At 62.4% G+C, this 16,206-nt stretch carries 16 protein-coding genes; 8 read left to right on the top strand and 8 right to left on the bottom strand.

Annotated elements, in window-relative coordinates; all coding sequences use genetic code 11:
* The first annotated feature begins 58 nt into the window (after positions 1-58).
* Genes thrC through MEMAR_RS03470 form a run of 3 tightly spaced genes read left to right on the top strand, consistent with a single transcriptional unit; the run spans position 59 to position 2,390 of the window.
* Positions 59-1,264 carry a threonine synthase gene (thrC, locus tag MEMAR_RS03480; protein WP_011843557.1) on the top strand — a complete coding sequence of 402 codons (1,206 nt, stop codon included), beginning with the start codon at positions 59-61 and terminating at the stop codon, positions 1,262-1,264.
* A complete protein-coding gene (locus MEMAR_RS03475; protein ID WP_081432590.1) occupies positions 1,204-1,818 on the top strand; it encodes a DUF5803 family protein in 615 nt (204 codons plus the stop codon). Before thrC ends, MEMAR_RS03475 begins: the two co-directional genes overlap by 61 nt.
* Positions 1,815-2,390, top strand: a complete 576-nt coding sequence (locus tag MEMAR_RS03470) for a LysE family translocator (RefSeq protein WP_011843555.1) — start codon at positions 1,815-1,817, stop codon at positions 2,388-2,390. Before MEMAR_RS03475 ends, MEMAR_RS03470 begins: the two co-directional genes overlap by 4 nt.
* Here the strand turns inward: MEMAR_RS03470 and MEMAR_RS03465 are convergent.
* The 7 genes from MEMAR_RS03465 to MEMAR_RS03435 form a co-directional block, all read right to left on the bottom strand.
* Entirely contained in the window at positions 2,365-3,273 is a 909-nt protein-coding gene (locus MEMAR_RS03465; RefSeq protein ID WP_011843554.1) for a thiamine pyrophosphate-dependent enzyme, read from the bottom strand. The two genes, MEMAR_RS03470 and MEMAR_RS03465, sit on opposite strands and share 26 nt — an antisense overlap.
* Complete coding sequence (locus tag MEMAR_RS03460) at positions 3,274-4,428, bottom strand: transketolase C-terminal domain-containing protein (RefSeq protein ID WP_011843553.1); 1,155 nt, start codon at positions 4,426-4,428, stop codon at positions 3,274-3,276.
* Positions 4,428-4,688: a 4Fe-4S binding protein gene (locus MEMAR_RS03455; protein WP_011843552.1), complete on the bottom strand. Its 261-nt coding sequence runs from the start codon at positions 4,686-4,688 to the stop codon at positions 4,428-4,430. The genes MEMAR_RS03460 and MEMAR_RS03455 overlap by 1 nt, the downstream gene beginning before the upstream one ends.
* Positions 4,688-5,233, bottom strand: coding sequence for a pyruvate ferredoxin oxidoreductase subunit gamma (locus MEMAR_RS03450; protein WP_011843551.1), 546 nt, complete (start codon positions 5,231-5,233; stop codon positions 4,688-4,690). The genes MEMAR_RS03455 and MEMAR_RS03450 overlap by 1 nt, the downstream gene beginning before the upstream one ends.
* Positions 5,234-5,395: 162 nt before the next feature.
* The gene (gene hxlB / locus MEMAR_RS03445) at positions 5,396-6,013 is read right to left on the bottom strand and encodes a 6-phospho-3-hexuloisomerase (protein WP_011843550.1); all 618 of its coding nucleotides are present in this window, start codon (positions 6,011-6,013) and stop codon (positions 5,396-5,398) included.
* A gap of 100 nt (positions 6,014-6,113) precedes the next feature.
* Positions 6,114-6,986 (bottom strand): methanogenesis marker 12 protein, encoded by an 873-nt coding sequence (locus MEMAR_RS03440; protein WP_011843549.1) that lies wholly within the window; start codon positions 6,984-6,986, stop codon positions 6,114-6,116.
* A gap of 66 nt (positions 6,987-7,052) precedes the next feature.
* Complete coding sequence (locus MEMAR_RS03435; RefSeq protein WP_011843548.1) at positions 7,053-7,925, bottom strand: DUF368 domain-containing protein; 873 nt, start codon at positions 7,923-7,925, stop codon at positions 7,053-7,055.
* Between the two features lie 306 nt (positions 7,926-8,231).
* Between MEMAR_RS03435 and MEMAR_RS03430 the strand changes: the two genes are divergently transcribed.
* The 5 genes from MEMAR_RS03430 to MEMAR_RS03410 all read left to right on the top strand — a co-directional run bounded on the left by MEMAR_RS03430 (position 8,232) and on the right by MEMAR_RS03410 (position 14,556).
* A complete protein-coding gene (locus MEMAR_RS03430; protein WP_011843547.1) occupies positions 8,232-9,164 on the top strand; it encodes an NAD-dependent epimerase/dehydratase family protein in 933 nt (310 codons plus the stop codon).
* A gap of 58 nt (positions 9,165-9,222) precedes the next feature.
* Positions 9,223-10,377: a cofactor-independent phosphoglycerate mutase gene (locus MEMAR_RS03425; RefSeq protein WP_011843546.1), complete on the top strand. Its 1,155-nt coding sequence runs from the start codon at positions 9,223-9,225 to the stop codon at positions 10,375-10,377.
* 71 nt (positions 10,378-10,448) lie between these two features.
* Entirely contained in the window at positions 10,449-11,996 is a 1,548-nt protein-coding gene (locus tag MEMAR_RS03420; protein ID WP_011843545.1) for a beta-ribofuranosylaminobenzene 5'-phosphate synthase, read from the top strand.
* A gap of 241 nt (positions 11,997-12,237) precedes the next feature.
* Positions 12,238-13,167 carry an SDR family oxidoreductase gene (locus MEMAR_RS03415; RefSeq protein ID WP_011843544.1) on the top strand — a complete coding sequence of 310 codons (930 nt, stop codon included), beginning with the start codon at positions 12,238-12,240 and terminating at the stop codon, positions 13,165-13,167.
* Between the two features lie 129 nt (positions 13,168-13,296).
* A complete protein-coding gene (locus tag MEMAR_RS03410; RefSeq protein ID WP_011843543.1) occupies positions 13,297-14,556 on the top strand; it encodes a nucleotide sugar dehydrogenase in 1,260 nt (419 codons plus the stop codon).
* 217 nt (positions 14,557-14,773) lie between these two features.
* On the opposite strand, the gene MEMAR_RS03405 is transcribed toward MEMAR_RS03410, so the two are convergent.
* Positions 14,774-16,048 carry a lipopolysaccharide biosynthesis protein gene (locus tag MEMAR_RS03405; protein WP_187147936.1) on the bottom strand — a complete coding sequence of 425 codons (1,275 nt, stop codon included), beginning with the start codon at positions 16,046-16,048 and terminating at the stop codon, positions 14,774-14,776.
* Between the last annotated feature and the right edge of the window lie 158 nt (positions 16,049-16,206).

Here is a 16,206-nt window from a genome sequence, read left to right as displayed (position 1 = left end):
CCGAACACCCCGGAGCCCATAGCATATCTATACGTATCCGCGCGATCAACGATTTCCCATGTACCGTCTCGTCTGCGTTCATTGTGGTGCAACCTACTCACCGGACCAGATCATCTATACGTGCAACCGCTGCGGACACCTGCTGACCGTCGAATACGACCTGGACGGCATCGACGTCTCACGCGACGAATGGAACCGGCGCCCCCTTTCGGTCTGGCGCTACCGCGAACTCCTCCCGGTTCGGGGCGAACCGGTCTCCCTCCAGGAAGGAGGGACCCCGCTCTACCACTTAAAGAACATCGGTAAGGAACTGGGCCTCTCCGAACTCTACGCAAAACACGAGGGGATGAACCCAACCGGTTCGTTCAAGGACCGGGGGATGACCGTGGGCGTCAGCATGGCCTGCGAACTCGGGATGACGACGGTCGCCTGCGCGAGCACCGGGAACACCTCCGCAAGCCTCGCTGCCTACGCGGCGAAGGGAGGAATTCCGTGTGTCGTCCTCCTGCCCGCGGGGAAGGTCGCCCTCGGGAAGATTGCCCAGGCGCTGATGCACGGTGCCCGGGTCATCTCTATCCGCGGCAACTTCGATCGGGCGCTCGAGATGGTACACGAGCTCTGCATCAGCCACGGCCTCTACCTCTTGAACTCGGTCAATCCCTACCGGCTTGAGGGACAGAAGACGATCGGGTTCGAGACGATCGACCAGCTCGGCGGCGAGGTGCCCGACCGGATGGTTCTCCCCGTAGGAAACGCGGGCAACATCTCCGCAGTCTACAAAGGGCTCCGGGAACTCGAAACCCTCGGATTCATCGACCGGTTGCCGATGATGACCGGCATCCAGGCTGCCGGCTCACAGCCGGTGGTGAAGGCGATTGAGCAGAACCTCGAGGTGCTGGTTCCGGAGTCCGCGCCCGAGACGGTTGCGACCGCGATACGGATCGGCGCCCCGGTGAATGCGGAGAAGGCGCTCGTCGCGATCCGCGCGACGGGCGGGACGGCGGCGGCCGTGACCGACGAGGAGATCCTTGCCATGCAGCGGGATCTCGCGAGGAAGGAAGGCATCGGGGTCGAACCCGCCTCGGCAGCCTCGGTCGCCGGAATACGGAAACTTGCCGAACTCGGCCTGATCGATAAAGATGAGCGGATCGTCTGCGTGGTGACCGGTCATCTCTTAAAAGATCCTGAAACAGTGGTACGACAATGCGAGCCCCCCACCGAGATCGACGCGGACCTGCCCTCGCTGCTCTCTGCCTTGCGCTGATCCTGATCTCTGCTCCGGCGACGGCACAGGAGGCCGTCGTCCGGGTGCTCCCCGACGGCACCGCTTACGAGGCGTCGGTCGAGGTCTCGGGGAGCGAGCACGCCTTCTGGACACCGGGGATGCTCGGGGAGCGGGTTCCGCTCCAGGTCGAGGGTCTCGAGGTGCTCGATCCTTCGGGCCCGGTCGAGTACCAGGAGACGGGGCGAGGAGTCATCACCTTCCCGGAGGGTAACTACACAATCACCTACCGGGCTCCCGTGAGAGACAACCGCCTTGTCGCGGCCTTCGATACGCCATATGCCGTAACCGTCGCCCTTCCCGAGGGCTTCGACGTCAGAAACCCGCTCATCGGCATGGTCAGCCCCGGCGGGACGATCTCTGCCGGGCCGAACGGGACCACGGAGGTTGCCTGGGACCGGATAAGTATCGTGGAAGCCCGCTTCTACACCCCGGATCGCGAGATTCTGCTCACCACTTTCGGCACCATATGGGTCGCGGTCGCGCTCGTCCTGATCCTCCCCCTTCTCATCTCGCGGAGGAAGGAAGGCGAATGATCGAGATCGTCGCCGCATCGTTCCTGATCGGGTTCTCCGGGGCCGCCTCGCCCGGCCCCATGACCGCCTCGGTTCTCGGCCTCGGGTCGCGGCAGCCCGGGCGGTTCGTCGCGGGGCTGGTCGCAGGGCACGGCATCCCCGAAGCCGCGATGGTCGCGGCCATAGCCTTCGGCGTGCGCGACGTTCCGCATATCGATCTCATCGCCATTCTCGGCTCGGGCGTGCTCGTCGCGCTCGGCACGATGCAGTTCCTCCGTGCGGGAGAGACCGTCGCCGCGACCGGGGAGACCAGGACGCCGGTTGCCTTCGGGCTCGCCTGCACGCTCGGCAACCCCTACTGGTGGGTCTGGTGGCTCACGTTCGGCGTCGGGTTCCTCGCGCTCCATCCGGCGTTCGTCGAGTTCTACGTCGGGCACATCGGCGCGGACATCGTCTGGCTCGGGCTTCTCGCCTTTGCGGTCTCCCGGGGAGCGAACGTGCTCGGCGCCCATTACAAAAAAGTGGTGCAGGCGAGCGGACTCGCCATGGTTCTCTTCGGGCTGTACTTTATTCTGACGATTCTTTTTGCTTGATGTCAACCCCGAACCGCTCGGCGTTGACATCGGCGATCGCCTGGATGCTCGCGATCATGTCATCCTGCCGGGCAGGCTTGAAGAGGTGCCGGAAGCGCTTCTGCTTTGTGAGATACTCCTCGACCGGTTTCCGTCGCACCTTCTTCACCTTTTCGACCTGCCCGTTGACCAGCTCGTAGTTCACCCAGAGGCCTGTCTCGATGGCGAGCTTGCCCATGTTAAGCGTCTCGCCGGCCTCAAAGCCCCATCCCGTGCAGCAGGGAGTGTGCACCTGGATATAGCAGGGGCCGGGGGTGTTGATCGCCCGCTCGACCTTCTTTATGAAGTCGTTCGGGTAGGCGATCGAGGCGGTCGCGACGTACGGCGCACCGTGTGCGGCGAGGATCGCGGGCATGTCCTTCTTCGGGTGCACATTCCCAGGCGAGCACTTGCCTGCCGGGCTCGTCGTGGTGCTCGCGCCGTACGGCGTCGCGCCCGACCGCTGGATGCCCGTGTTCATGTAGGCCTCGTTGTCGTAGCAGATGTAGGTGATGTCGTGGCCCCGCTCGAAAGCGCCGCTGATGCAGAGCACTCCGATATCGAACGTGGCTCCGTCGCCGCAGACGCAGAGGACCTTCTCGCTGCGCCCCTGCCTCTTCAACGAAGCCTCGATGCCGGAGGCAACCGCCGCGGCGTTCTCGAAGAGCGAATGGATCCAGGGAACTCCCCAGGCGGTCTCCGGGTAGGGCGTGGAGAAGACCTCCATGCAGCCGGTCGATGCTACCAGGATGGCGTTCTTCCCGGTTGCCTTGAGGAGAAGGCGAGCCGCAAGCGCCGGGCCGCACCCTCCGCACGCCCGGTGCCCGGCCGAGAAGAGTTCACATTCCTGCTCTACTTCGGCCATTCAGAGCACCTCCGTCCGTAATCCATAGAACATATCTCCTTTCCCCTTCTCGGCGAGATCGACGATCGCGGCGATATCCCTCTTCCGCACGTCGCGCCCGCCGAGGGCAATGATGTAATCGTAAATGGATATGCCGGAACCATAGAGCGCCGCTTTCACCTCGGTGCCGACAGCCCCGCCGTTGCCGAGCGAGATGTTCTTGTCGAGCACCGCGACCGTCGAGACGCCCTTCAAGGCATCCGCGATCTCCTGAGCCGGAAACGGCCGGTAGGTCCGGATCTTTAAGAGCCCGACCTTTCGCCCGTGCTCGCGCATCTCGTCGACGGCGTCCTTTACGGTGCCGCAGATGGAGCCCATGGCGACGAGCGCGGTATCGGCGTCCTCGAGCCGGTAGCCCTCGACGAGCGCGGAGTAGTCCCTGCCGAACTGCTCGCCGAACTCACGCCCGGCTTTGACGAACGCATCTTTCGCACGCTGCATCGCCCGGTCGACTTCGTACCGGAACTCCATGTAGTACTCGGGCGTCGCGTACATCCCGAAACTCAACGGGTTTGCGGCGTCCAGCCGCTGGTACGGCGTGAAGGCCGGCAGGTAGGCATCCACCTCCTCCTGGGTGGGGAGGGAGACCGGCTCGAAGGTGTGCGTGAGGATGAACCCGTCGAAGCAGACAAACGCCGGGAGGAGGATGTCGTGATCCTCACAGACTTTGTAGGCGATCATGTGGAGATCGGCGGTCTCCTGGTTGTCCTCCGCGTAGAACTGCAGCCACCCGGAATCGCGCAGGGATATCGAGTCCTGCTGGTCGTTCCAGATCGAGAGCGGCGCACCGAGAGACCGGTTCGCGATCGTCATCACGATCGGCTGGCGCATCCCCGCCACGTTGAAGCAGACCTCGAACATCAGGGCAAGCCCCTGGGACGTCGTCGCCGAATAGACCCGGGAACCCGCCGCACTCGCACCGAGGCAGGCGGAAAGGGCCGAGAACTCGCTCTCGACCGTGATATACTCGGCATCGATCTCGCAGTTCGCCACCATCTGGGCAAGGTCTTCGACGATGTGCGTCTGTGGCGTGATGGGGTAGGCTGAGATCACCTGCGGGCGGCAGCGCTTTACGATCTCGGCCACCGCATGCGATCCTTCCATAAACTCCAGCATTATTTCTCCTCCTTCTCCATCCGGATGCCTTTCTTCGGGCACACTTCTGCACAGAGGCCGCAACCCTTGCAGTAGTTGAGGTCCGGCTCGAACGTGCCCTCCTCCTTCTCGCGGATGCACCCTTCAGGACATACCAGAGCGCACATGCCGCACTTCGTGCAGTTCTCGGGATCAAAGACCGGTTTGAAGACCCGCCAGGCGCCCGTCTTGTTCTCAAGCGCCCTGCCCGGAGCCGCGGCGCAGCCGACTCGCAGCGCCATTATGCGGCACCTCCGATCAGGTTGTACGCGCGCTCTGCCGCCCTGACGTTTTTGTCGGCCATGCTCCCGGAAAACCGGCTTCGCAGCGCGTGCTCAAGCGGCTCAAGCCCGATCTCTCCGGTGGCTGCGGCGAACGCGCCCATCAGGGTTGTATTGGTGATGGGCACACCGAGCTCTTCGAGCGCGATGGTGGTCGCATCGATGGTGTAGACCTTCACGCCCTCCGGAACACCGGAATCGAAGTCGGACTTCTCGGTGTTGATGATGGCGATCCCACCCGCTTTCATACCGTTAAAGACGTCGACATCCCCGATCAGGGTAGGGTCCTGCACGATGATGTAATCGGGCTCATAGATCTGGCTGCGCAGCCGTACCTTCTCGTCGCTGAACCGGACGAACGCCTGAACCGGGGCGCCCCGGCGTTCCACACCGAAGGCCGGGAATGCCTGGGAAAAAACACCGCCCTCGAATGCTGCGTAAGCAATGAGTTCGGCGGCGGTCACGGAACCCTGACCACCCCTGCCGTGAATGCGTAACTCTCTCAAACAAAAACCCCCTTTAAATCTTAATGATTAATAATATAAATACCCGGCACCAACAGGGCGCGCCGGAGCCGTGAACGTGCCAAAACACCTGTTGCCCCGCAGAGGACATAATTATTGCCGGTGCCGGGAGAGGGGAAGCGGAGGCGCGGAGACTGCCGCCGCTCACTGGACGTTTGCAAGGCGGCTTTTGAGTTCCTCGGCGGTGCAGTGCCGCACTTCCATAAGGGCCGAGACGATCGCGTCGGAAAAGACCAGCGCCGCGGTCTCGAAGAGCGTCCCGAGAGGGGCGAACGAACCGGAGACCGACCGGTACTGTCCGGTGAGCTGGCGGATCTCGAAGTCGCGCGGGATATCCGCGTCTTTGAGCCGGTTGTTCCCGATCTCGACGATGCAGTCGGCCATGCGGCCGATATGCGATTCGGGCGTCGAAGTGACGAGACAGATCGTTCCCCCGATCTCCCGGGCGGTCTCGCACGCGTCCACGACCGACCGGGTCTCGCCCGAGCCCGAGAACGCAACGAGCACGTCTTCCGGGCCGAACGCGGGCGTGATCGTCTCGCCGATGACGTAACTCTCGAACCCGAGATGCATCAACCGCTGGGCAAACGCCCGCGCGACAAGGCCGGAGCGGCCGGCGCCGGCAAGATATATCCGCTTTGCGTTGAGGATCTCTTCGAGAAACCGGCCGGCATTCTCCTGCTCTATCGTGCGCGCCGTCTCTTCAAGACGCGATGTCATCAGGAGCATGAGATCGGCGATACTGGGGCATTCCTGCTGCATGGTTCCGGCTTCTCCTCAATTAAACCACTATACTACCCGCCACCACTTAAAAGAATACGAAACCGGAGGGGCGCTGCCCGCCGGTTTGCCCGGGCGGGGGCTACCGCTCAACCGCGAGTCCGAGGATATCGGTCGCTCCCGAGAAGACGTCGCGGGCGATCCGGGCGAGCCCCCGGGCCGCACACCACTCGTCGTAGACGGTGACGTTACGGGAGAGGAGCCCCTCCACCCGCGGCGCGATGGCGGGAGCCATGGTGCCGGCGAGGGCGACGTTCGCACCGGGGTTGAGGAGAAGCATCGAGGCGCACTCCATCGCGGCAAACATGGCCATCGTCTCCGTCCGCAGGTCGGGAGGCACCGTGTAGTTCACGCCCGCGTGGAGAAAAGCGTCGTTCGCCGTCGACTCGCCCCGGTCGATCCGGCGGATGGCATCCACGTCGAGAGCGCCGTGCCGGGTGCCGGGCGCGAAGATGCAGGCGTCGAACGCGCCGGTGATCCGGCCATTGGTCACGAGGAGGGTGACGGTGTTCGAACTCGCGTCGCAGACCACGACATCGTTCCCGAGGTCGTGCACGACCTCGTACAGGATCCCGATCTTCTCGGGGCTCGTCTGGTGGGAGTAGGCCTTGAACCGCGGGTCGGTCGGCGATCCGCGGTGCAGCCCGGGGATGACGACCGCAGGAAGTCCGCTCTCTTTAATCTCGTCGTAGACCCGGGTGCCGCCGCCGATGTGCTTGCCGGCGCCCTCCCGGGAGATGACGCCGCGGTTCTGGACGTTCCCGATACCGGTTATCGCCGAGATGCCGTCGCCCATCGAGTAGCAGACGGCAACACCCTCGATCTCGTCGAGCGGAGCGAGGCGGGCAAGATCGCCGGCCGAGAAACCTCTCGCCTCTTCCCGGGAGATCTTGAACTCCGCGTCCCCGCTCGAGAAGCGCATCGCGGTGGTGCCGTGGTCGATGCCGATGAACATGATATATCTCGTTGCACTCCCGGGAGGGAGTAAGTTTTCGGATCGCCCCATGCGAAGAGGCGTAAATCAGGCCGTGCCGGCCCGGTAGCGCCTCTTTAAGTACTCGACCGCGCCGACGACGGCGAGGCCCACAAGGAAGAATGCCCAGCCGCCGGAGAGCATGTCCCCGGCCGCAGCTCCCTTATCCCAGAGCATCCTCGCCGAACCGAGCATCAGGCCGGTGAGCAGGGCGAGCATCGCCCCGTGGTAGGTCGCAAGGAGATACTTGAGACCTTTCGTGAAGAGGAGGAGCCCCGCAACGCCGCCCGCGACGTAGGCGAGGATCTCAGGGAGCGAGAATGCCCGGAGCGCCGCAAGCATGAACTCGTACTGGTTGAGGACGAGGGTAATGTAGGCGCCCGATACCCCCGGGAGGATCATGGCGCAGAGCGCCGCCATCCCGGTGAGGAAGAGAACCGGCAGGGAGTGGCCGAGATCGATATTCCCGAGGCCCCCGAGGAGGTAGCCGGCGCCGGTCCCGACGGCGAGGAAGACGAGGGTGCCGGCGTTGGGGGAGCGGATCTCGAGGAATATGGCTACCGCAGAGGCTATGATGAGGCCGAGGAAGAAGGAGTAGGTCGCTACCGCGTGGTCGGCGAGGAGGGAGAGGATCACGCGGGACATCAGGAGGAAGGCGGTGCCGATACCGGCAAGGAGGACGACGAGGAACGGGATATCGATCTTTTCGAGATCCTTTTGGAGAGAGCCGAAGTCACCCCTCGCGAGGTGCTTTACCGAGGCAGGATCGATGCTGCCGATGGCCCCGACCAGCCGCTCGTAGATCCCGGTGATGAGGGCGATCGTCCCTCCCGAGACGCCGGGGACGATATCGCAGGCTCCCATCGCGAGACCGCGGAGATAAATTCCGGCGTATTCCCGGATATCCGGACGCGGGCTCATCGTCCGGCTCCGTTACGGGTATCGACGAACATGGAAACCCGGCTCTGCCGGCCAACGGCGGTCAAAAACCGCCCGGTCCTGCAACAGGTGCATGGCTCTCTCAATCGGACAACTCCTTGTGATTCATCATATGTCGGAGGCAATCATGAAAAATATGCCCCGAACGAGAGTATCGGATCGTTGAGTGAACCGGGTACGGGCATTAACCTTTCCCCGCTTCGGACTCCCCCGCACGTGCCGGATGACGGGTGCTTTTCCCCGCTCCACCCATAAGTAAATCCTATAGCGTGAGAGGAAGATTACTCTATGATGTTCTGTATCGTAACGGGCGGTGCCGGTTTCATCGGTTCGCACGTCGTCGACGCCCTGGCGGCAGGGGGAGACGACGTGCTGGTCATCGACGACTGCAGTGCGGGCACCGAGAGGAACCTCGGCCACCACACAGCGGGTGGGCGGGTCGCCTTCGTCAGGCAGAACCTGCTCGACGACGGGTGGCAGGAACGATTTTCAGGTGCAGACCGGGTCTACCATATCGCCGCGGACCCCGACGTCCGGCAGAGCGCCGTGACCCCGGACTCCCAGATCAGGAACAATATCGTCGCGACGCACAGGGTGCTCGAGGCGATGCGGGCGCACGGCGTGCCGGAACTCGTCTTCACCTCGACCTCGACCGTCTACGGCGATGCCGCCGTCATCCCCACGCCGGAGACCTACACCCCGCTCGAACCGATATCCGTCTACGGCGCGACGAAACTTGCCTGCGAGGCGCTCATATCGTCGTACTGCCACTCGTTTGAGATGACGTCCTGGGTCTACCGGTTCGCAAACATCATCGGTGAACGGAGCGGGCACGGCGTCATCTCCGACTTCATCCGCAAGCTCCGCGAAAACCCGCAGGAACTCGAGATCCTCGGCGACGGCAGGCAGACGAAATCCTACCTGGAGGTCGGGGAGTGCGTCCGCGCCGTGCAGTTCGGGATCGAGCACTCGCGCGACCCGGTGAACACCTTCAATATCGGCTCCGAGGACTGGATCGACGTCGTCACGATCGCCGACATCGTTGCGGAAGAGATGGGTCTCTCCGGCGTCCGCTACCGGTTCACCGGCGGAGCGCGCGGCTGGGTCGGCGACGTGCCGAAGATGCAGCTCTCGGTCGAGAGACTCAAGGGTCTCGGGTGGCAGTGCGGGACAACCTCGGAAGAGAGCGTCCGGACGGCTGTCCGCGCCATGCTCGGGTAGGGGGCACGCGCCACCCCCACAGAAATTTCAGGGATTACCAGGATTGCACAGGGTTCACATGAAGTACATCATCATTCTCGGGGACGGCATGGCGGACGAGCCGCTTGCCGAACTGGGGGGCAGGACGCCCCTCGAGTACGCAGAGATACCGAATATGGACAGGATCGCCCGCGAGGGGCGGTGCGGGATGCTCCGGACGGTACCGGGGGGATTCGAGCCGGGGAGCGACGTCGCGAACCTCTCGATCCTGGGCTACGACCCCCGCACCTCCTATACCGGGAGGGGGCCGCTCGAGGCTGCCAGCATGGGCATCGATCTCCGGGACGGGGAGATGGCCTACCGGTGCAACCTGGTCGCGATCCGCGACGGCGTGATGGAGGACTTCAACGCCGGGCACATCTCGAGCGCCGAGGGCGCCGAGCTCCTCCGCAGCCTCTCTGCCGCGCTCGGCGACGTCCGGGTTCATCCGGGGATCAGCTACCGGAACCTGATGGTCGTGCCCCGCGCGCGCGGCGCCGTCACCACCCCACCCCACGACATCGTCGGTCAGCCGGTCAAGGAGTTCCTCCCGCGCGGAGACGACGCCGGACTCCTCCTCGACTGCATGGAGCGGGCGCGGGAGATCTTTGCCGATCATCCGGTCAACCGGCGCCGCCTCGATGAGGGAAAGACCGCTGCACCCGATATCTGGCCGTGGAGCGGCGGGAAGAGGCCGTCCATCGCACCCTTCCGCGAGAAGTACGGTCTTGCCGGGGGAGTGATCTCCGCAGTCGACCTTCTCGCCGGCATCGCCCGCCTCGCCGGGATGGAGGTGATCCACGTTCCCGGCGCCACCGGGTTCATCGACACCGACTACGAGGCGAAGGCCCGGTACGCGGTCGACGCCCTCGACCGCCTCGACTTCGTCTACATGCATGTCGAGGCCCCCGACGAGGCCGGACACATGGGGAGCGTCGAGGAGAAGGTGCGGGCGATCGAGCGGCTCGACGAGGCGATCGGGATCGTCCTCGACCGCCCGGATACGACCGTCGCGGTTCTCCCCGACCACCCGACGCCGATCCGGTGTAAGACCCATACCGCGGAGCCTGTGCCGTTCGCGGTGCTCGGGAAAGGAAGGGACGATGTTGCCGCGTTCTCCGAGCGCGAGGCGAAAGGCGGCTCGTTCGGGCTCCTGCAGGCTCCCGAGTTCCTCTCCATGCTCTTTTCGCCGTGAGCCCCCCTGATTAGGGCGGATATCCCGGCACCATCTTTTTGTAGTCTCCGTACACAACGCTACCCAAGGCTATGGAACCCCTGACGGCAGACGGGATCGTCGAGAGGATACAGGAGATCGAGCAGGGCGTGGGAAGGCTCTCCCCGATGCAGAAGGTTCTCATCGGGACCGACGGGTCGGTGACCGGCCTGCTCGAGATGGCGACCGGCCATCCGGTCACCATCACCACCCTGGTACAGGACGTCGTCAGCGCCGATACCGAGGCGGCGGCGGCACTCGATATCGAGCAGGGCGACGAGGTCAACTACCGCGTCGTTGAACTGAAAGACGGCGTAACGGGAGAGGTGCTCATCTATGCGGTCTCCTGCACCCCGCTCCGGCGGCTTGCACCGGAGTTCAGGCAGGATCTGATGCGGGCCGATATTCCCATCGGGAGGATCCTCCGCCGCCACCGGATAGAGTCGCGCCGGGAGATCACCGACGCCCGCGTCGTCCGCGCCGGCACGAAACTCGCCCGGACGTTCAACGTCCACCGGTGCGAACCGATGCTCTCGCGGAAATACCGGATCATCCACCGCGAAGAGCCGCTGATCGCCATCGAGGAGATCTTCCCCTGCACGGCGTTCACCGACGAGATCAGGGTGCTCGTCGATGCTCCGTCCAGGATCCACATCACCCTGCTCGATATGAACGGCGCCTCGGGCAGGGTGGACGGCGGGGTCGGGGTCACCCTCGACGAGCCCGGATGCGTGCTCGACGCACGGAAAGCCGCGGGGATCGAGGTTCGCGGCGGCGACGAGGAGACCCGCCGCAGGGTTGCCGGGGCAGCCCGGGCGGCGAAGGAGACGCTCGGACTCCCGGGGGGTGCGGAGATTGCCCTGCACGCCGCCGCACGGCAGCACGCAGGGCTCGGGAGCGGGACGCAGGTCGCTCTCGCCACGGCAGCCGCCCTCTGCCGGCTCTACGAGCGGGACGTCTCCGTATGCGATCTCGCGAAGGCCGTCGGGCGCGGCGGGACCTCCGGCATCGGCACGGCGGCGTTCGAGCAGGGCGGGTTCATCCTGGACGGCGGGCACCGGTTCGGTGCTCCGGGAGGCAAGCAGGATTTCCGCCCGTCGGCAGCGTCACGGGGCGTCGCGCCCCCGCCGGTTCTCGCCCGGCACCGGTTCCCGGAGGACTGGCGCATCCTGCTGGTGACGCCTGAGGTAGGCGCAGGAGCGCACGGGCGAGGGGAGGTCGATATCTTCCGCACCCACTGCCCGGTGCCGCTCGCTGAGGTGCGGGAGGTCTGCCACGAGGTCCTCATGCGGATGATCCCGGGCATCGTCGAGCACGATCTCGACCTCTTCGGTTCGGCGGTCAACCGGACGCAAACTCTTGGATTCAAGAAGGTCGAGGTGGGCCTGCAGCACCCGGTCGTCTCCTCGCTCCTCGAGGCAACGGTGCAGGCCGGGGCCGCCGGAGCGGGCCTGAGCTCGTTCGGGCCGACGATCTACGCCGTCGGGGATTCCGGCATGCAGGATGCAGCCCGGGCAGCAAGGGAGGTGCTCGGCGACCGGGGAGGGTCGGTGCTCCTGACGCGGGCGAGGAACTGCGGGGCGAACGTGCGGGCGGGGTGAGGGGCCATTGCATCCAGGCCGGGAAACCATCTTCCGGCTGAAGATCTAGCGACCGGAAGAAAGAGGAGAGGCACTGTGCAGGAGCCGGATATCGGCCACCGGAGGGGGCATACCGGTATACAGACCAGGAAAACGACCCGGGCGTAGCGTGTCCCGATTCACCCGCAATAATATCTATCCTTTTGTCATGCAGCGGCCTTTAGGGAACTACTATATCAGGAAGACAACCAGTAGACGTTGCATGCGTTACATTGTCACAGGTGGAGCGGGGTTCATCGGGTCCAACCTCACGGCGACACTGGCACGCGACCACGAGGTCGTAATCATCGACAACCTCGCCACCGGTCACCAGGAAAACATCGAGCACCTCCTCGGTCACCCCCGGGTGACGTTCGTCGAGGGGAGCATCACCGATCTCGACCTTCTCGCGGAAACCTTCCCCGGCGCGGACGGTGTCTTCCACCAGGCGGCCATCCCGTCCGTGCCCCGGTCGGTGAAGGATCCGCTCGCCTCGAACGAGGCGAACGTGACCGGCACGCTCGACGTGCTCGTGGCGGCGAAGGACTGCGGAGTGCCGGCCGTGGTTGCCGCCTCCTCCTCCTCGGTCTACGGCGACACCCCGGCCCTCCCGAAGCACGAGGGCATGGTCCCGAACCCGCTCTCCCCCTATGCGGTCACGAAACTGGCGGACGAGTGCTACGGGAAGGTCTTCTCGGATCTCTACGGCATCCGCACCGTCTCCCTCCGCTACTTCAATGTCTTCGGCCCACGGCAGGACCCCAAATCCGAGTATGCAGCGGTGATCCCGAAGTTCATTACCCGGCTGCTTGCCGGCGAACCGCCGGTCATCTACGGCGACGGGGAGCAGACCCGCGACTTCACCTTCGTCGCCGACGTGGTGCAGGCGAACATCAGAGCGATGGAGAGCGACGCCAGAGGGGTCTTTAACATCGCAGGCGGCCGCCGGATCAGTTTGAACCAGCTTGCGTCCATCCTCATGGAGATCACAGGCACGCGGTGCGACCCGATCTACGAGGCCCCCCGTGCCGGGGATATCCGGGACTCGCTCGCTGACATCAGCCGCGCCCGGAAGGCGTTCGGGTACGACCCGCAGTATTCCGTCGAGGAGGGGCTCTTTCAGGCAGTGGCGTGGTTCCGGGAGCGAGTTTGAGGGCGCTCATTGATCCGACGCCATCTCAGTTCGGCTTCAGTCCTGCCGCACACCAATCATCGAAACAATCAAATAATAGAAACCCGGGAATATCCTGCACAGACGAGACTCTAAAGGGGGGGGCGTCTTATGATTCAGGGATCCGTGAACGATACAACCGTCTGCGTCGTCGGCCTGGGCTACGTCGGGTATCCCCTCGCCGATGCGTTCTCGCGCCATCTCAAGACGATCGGTTACGACCTCGACGCGACGAAGATCGCGCGGATCAACGCCGAGCCCGGCAACAGGGTCCTCGCCACCACGGATCCGGCCGCGATCAGGGAGGCGGACGTCGTGATCGTCGCCGTCCCCACCCCGGTGACGAAGGCGAAAGACCCCGACATCTCCTACGTCGTCTCGGCCGCCGGGACCGTCGGTCAAAACCTCAGGGACGGCGCCGTCGTCGTCCTCGAGTCGACCGTCTACCCCGGCCTGACCGAGGAGGTCGTGGTCCCGACCCTCGAACGGGCCTCCGGGAAGACCTGCGGAAAGGACTTCTTCGTCGGCTACTCGCCCGAACGGATCAACCCGGGCGACACCGACCACACACTGGAGAAGATCACTAAGATCGTCGCCGGGATGGATAAGGAGACGACAGAACGCCTTGCCGCGCTCTACGGCCTCGTGACCAACGTCTACGTCGCACAGGACATCCGGACCGCCGAGGCGGCGAAGGTGATCGAGAACGTCCAGCGGGACTTGAACATCGCCCTCATGAACGAACTCTCCCTCATCTTTAGGAAGATGGGTCTCGAGACGAAGGCGGTGCTCGACGCCGCCGGGACGAAGTGGAACTTCCACAACTACCGCCCCGGCCTCGTCGGCGGCCACTGCATCCCGGTCGACCCCTACTACCTGGTCTACAAGGCCGAGGAGCTCGGCTACCACCCGCAGGTGATCCTGGCCGGCCGCGCGATCAACGACGCCATGCCCAAGCACGTCGCCGAGATCGCGATCAAGGAGCTGAACCGGGCCGGCAAGGTGATCCGCGACTCGAACGTCCTCATCCTGGGCCTGACCTACAAGGAGAACGTCCCCGATACAAGGGAGAGCCCGGCCGGGGAGATGGTCCGCGAACTCAAGGAGTTCGATGTGGATGTCTATGGCTACGACCCGCTCCTCGCGGCCGCGGAGATCGAGCGGTTCGGGGCGAAGCCGGTCGCGTCGCTGCAGGGGCTCAGCGGGCCGGTGGACTGCATTATCGTGAATTCTCCGCACGGGGTGTTTGTGGGGCTGACGTTGGAGAATGTGCTTGCGATCTGCAACGGGAAGCCTATTGTCGTGGACGTGACAGGGATGCTCCGGCGGAATAACGGGATGCGGGAGGGGTGTGTGTATTGTACGTTGTGATTAGGGGATTTCCCCTTACCGACTAACCGTCGCATGGTCAGATATAACCTCTTTACCCACCATCTGAAATCCGTGTCACTCTTCGCCATTGAAACTCCATACGTTAGCGAGAAATCAGAACGTATCATGAACTTAGGATGATTAAGTAGGGGCGGCCATATCCGGTCAGGCAGGAGCACGTTTAGATTTTGTAAAAAATAGGCCGATTTGCTTCAGGTTACTGAAAACAAGATCGCCCTCCCAGATGTAAGCGATCTATCGCACATAGGTTCAACAAGTAGAGTACAAAATACATAACCGCCATAATGGCGCCGTACAGTGTCAGTGTGACCAGTGGCCCAAAGTTGAACATGCTAGCGAAATAAAATCCTCCAAAGACCATAACCGTCCTGGCACAGTTGAAATATAAATCCCAATGATTAAAACCATACACGGCCAGTTTAGATGTTGGTGTCACAATAAACTGTGACACGGCAACCAAGGCCAACGGAAGACAGAACAAACCCGCTTCTTCCCAGGCACTGCCAAAAACAATTGGGAAGATCCATGGAGCAATAATTGCGATCATACCCAGTAACGGGATCCCAATCAGCGCTAATTTTTTTGTTGTATCTAGATATAAACGCCTTAAAATCTCTGGACTCTCACGAACACCCTTCGCTGCTTCGCCATAGAACGCCTGAGCCATTGACCCTGAAATAAGGGCCACAGGCAGAGCCAACATCTGGTGAGCAAGCGTGTACCAACCAACAACATCGAGACCATACATAACCGTAAGCATGAATACAGGGATCTGCAAGGAAACTGCAAAGAGAAGGGTCGCCGGGGCCGTGTACATTGGGAAGGATCGATAATCTTGTGCTACTGACTTAATCCCAATAACTGAAATGTCCCCAAATGCGTCCCGATCCTTTTTCACGATAGCCTTTATAAAGGTGTAAATCCCAGCAACATTTGAGACTATATGGCCTAGTATTAGTCCAAGCGGCCCTAATGATAATAAGCCGAATAAAATTTTGCTGAGAGAGCCTCCAAGACTCTGATTGATCTTTGTCCTGGTAATACGGGGATAGTCCCGTTGCCGGATGGCCCAGTAATTGAGAGCTTGATAAATACCAGCGCCCAGAAGACCAACTAGAACCAGCCATGAATATGGCAGGAGATCTTGCAAGTCTAACATCTCCGCGATCCTGCTTCCTATCAGTAAGAACGAAATGCAGAGTATACCAGTGACTCCGGTGATGATCATTAAACACAGGATAAGAATATTTGCTGCTCTGGACGAATCTTTTGGGACTGGTATCGCGTATTCATACCGTAACGATGCTATAACCAGCAGAATTGTGAGAATCGAACTATAGATCCCTAGAAGCCCGAAGTCTGAAGGGATATAGAGTCTAGTTATAATGGGTGTTGAGATTATAGTTATTCCCTGAGCAAGCGCAGTCCCACCGCCAATTACAACTACACCTTTCCACAGAGGACTGCTCATGGCGCTGCTATACTGCCGATACCCAATTTGAAGAAAGATATTCCTCAATTTTTCAAAACCGGGCAACTTAGACATTATATTAGAAATACCCTCAAGCGACATTAAATGTTAAATTAAATAAATGATTCCAATACACTTCGTCGTTCTGAAATGGATCT

Origin of the sequence: Methanoculleus marisnigri JR1 (assembly GCF_000015825.1) — an archaeon.
GTDB classification, from domain to species: domain Archaea; phylum Halobacteriota; class Methanomicrobia; order Methanomicrobiales; family Methanoculleaceae; genus Methanoculleus; species Methanoculleus marisnigri.
Note: the sequence above shows the minus strand (reverse complement) of the source record. Positions and strands in the feature narration are given on the sequence as shown.

Bases quoted from the DNA above. Each gene is read 5' to 3' on its own strand.
- thrC (WP_011843557.1), top strand. From the start codon at position 59: ATGTACCGTCTCGTCTGCGTTCATTGTGGTGCAACCTACTCACCGGAC.
- MEMAR_RS03475 (WP_081432590.1), top strand. From the start codon at position 1,204: ATGCGAGCCCCCCACCGAGATCGACGCGGACCTGCCCTCGCTGCTCTC.
- MEMAR_RS03470 (WP_011843555.1), top strand. From the start codon at position 1,815: ATGATCGAGATCGTCGCCGCATCGTTCCTGATCGGGTTCTCCGGGGCC.
- MEMAR_RS03465 (WP_011843554.1), bottom strand. From the start codon at position 3,273: ATGGCCGAAGTAGAGCAGGAATGTGAACTCTTCTCGGCCGGGCACCGG.
- MEMAR_RS03460 (WP_011843553.1), bottom strand. From the start codon at position 4,428: ATGCTGGAGTTTATGGAAGGATCGCATGCGGTGGCCGAGATCGTAAAG.
- MEMAR_RS03455 (WP_011843552.1), bottom strand. From the start codon at position 4,688: ATGGCGCTGCGAGTCGGCTGCGCCGCGGCTCCGGGCAGGGCGCTTGAG.
- hxlB (WP_011843550.1), bottom strand. From the start codon at position 6,013: ATGCAGCAGGAATGCCCCAGTATCGCCGATCTCATGCTCCTGATGACA.
- MEMAR_RS03440 (WP_011843549.1), bottom strand. From the start codon at position 6,986: ATGTTCATCGGCATCGACCACGGCACCACCGCGATGCGCTTCTCGAGC.
- MEMAR_RS03435 (WP_011843548.1), bottom strand. From the start codon at position 7,925: ATGAGCCCGCGTCCGGATATCCGGGAATACGCCGGAATTTATCTCCGC.
- MEMAR_RS03430 (WP_011843547.1), top strand. From the start codon at position 8,232: ATGATGTTCTGTATCGTAACGGGCGGTGCCGGTTTCATCGGTTCGCAC.
- MEMAR_RS03425 (WP_011843546.1), top strand. From the start codon at position 9,223: ATGAAGTACATCATCATTCTCGGGGACGGCATGGCGGACGAGCCGCTT.
- MEMAR_RS03420 (WP_011843545.1), top strand. From the start codon at position 10,449: ATGGAACCCCTGACGGCAGACGGGATCGTCGAGAGGATACAGGAGATC.
- MEMAR_RS03415 (WP_011843544.1), top strand. From the start codon at position 12,238: ATGCGTTACATTGTCACAGGTGGAGCGGGGTTCATCGGGTCCAACCTC.
- MEMAR_RS03410 (WP_011843543.1), top strand. From the start codon at position 13,297: ATGATTCAGGGATCCGTGAACGATACAACCGTCTGCGTCGTCGGCCTG.
- MEMAR_RS03405 (WP_187147936.1), bottom strand. From the start codon at position 16,048: ATGAGCAGTCCTCTGTGGAAAGGTGTAGTTGTAATTGGCGGTGGGACT.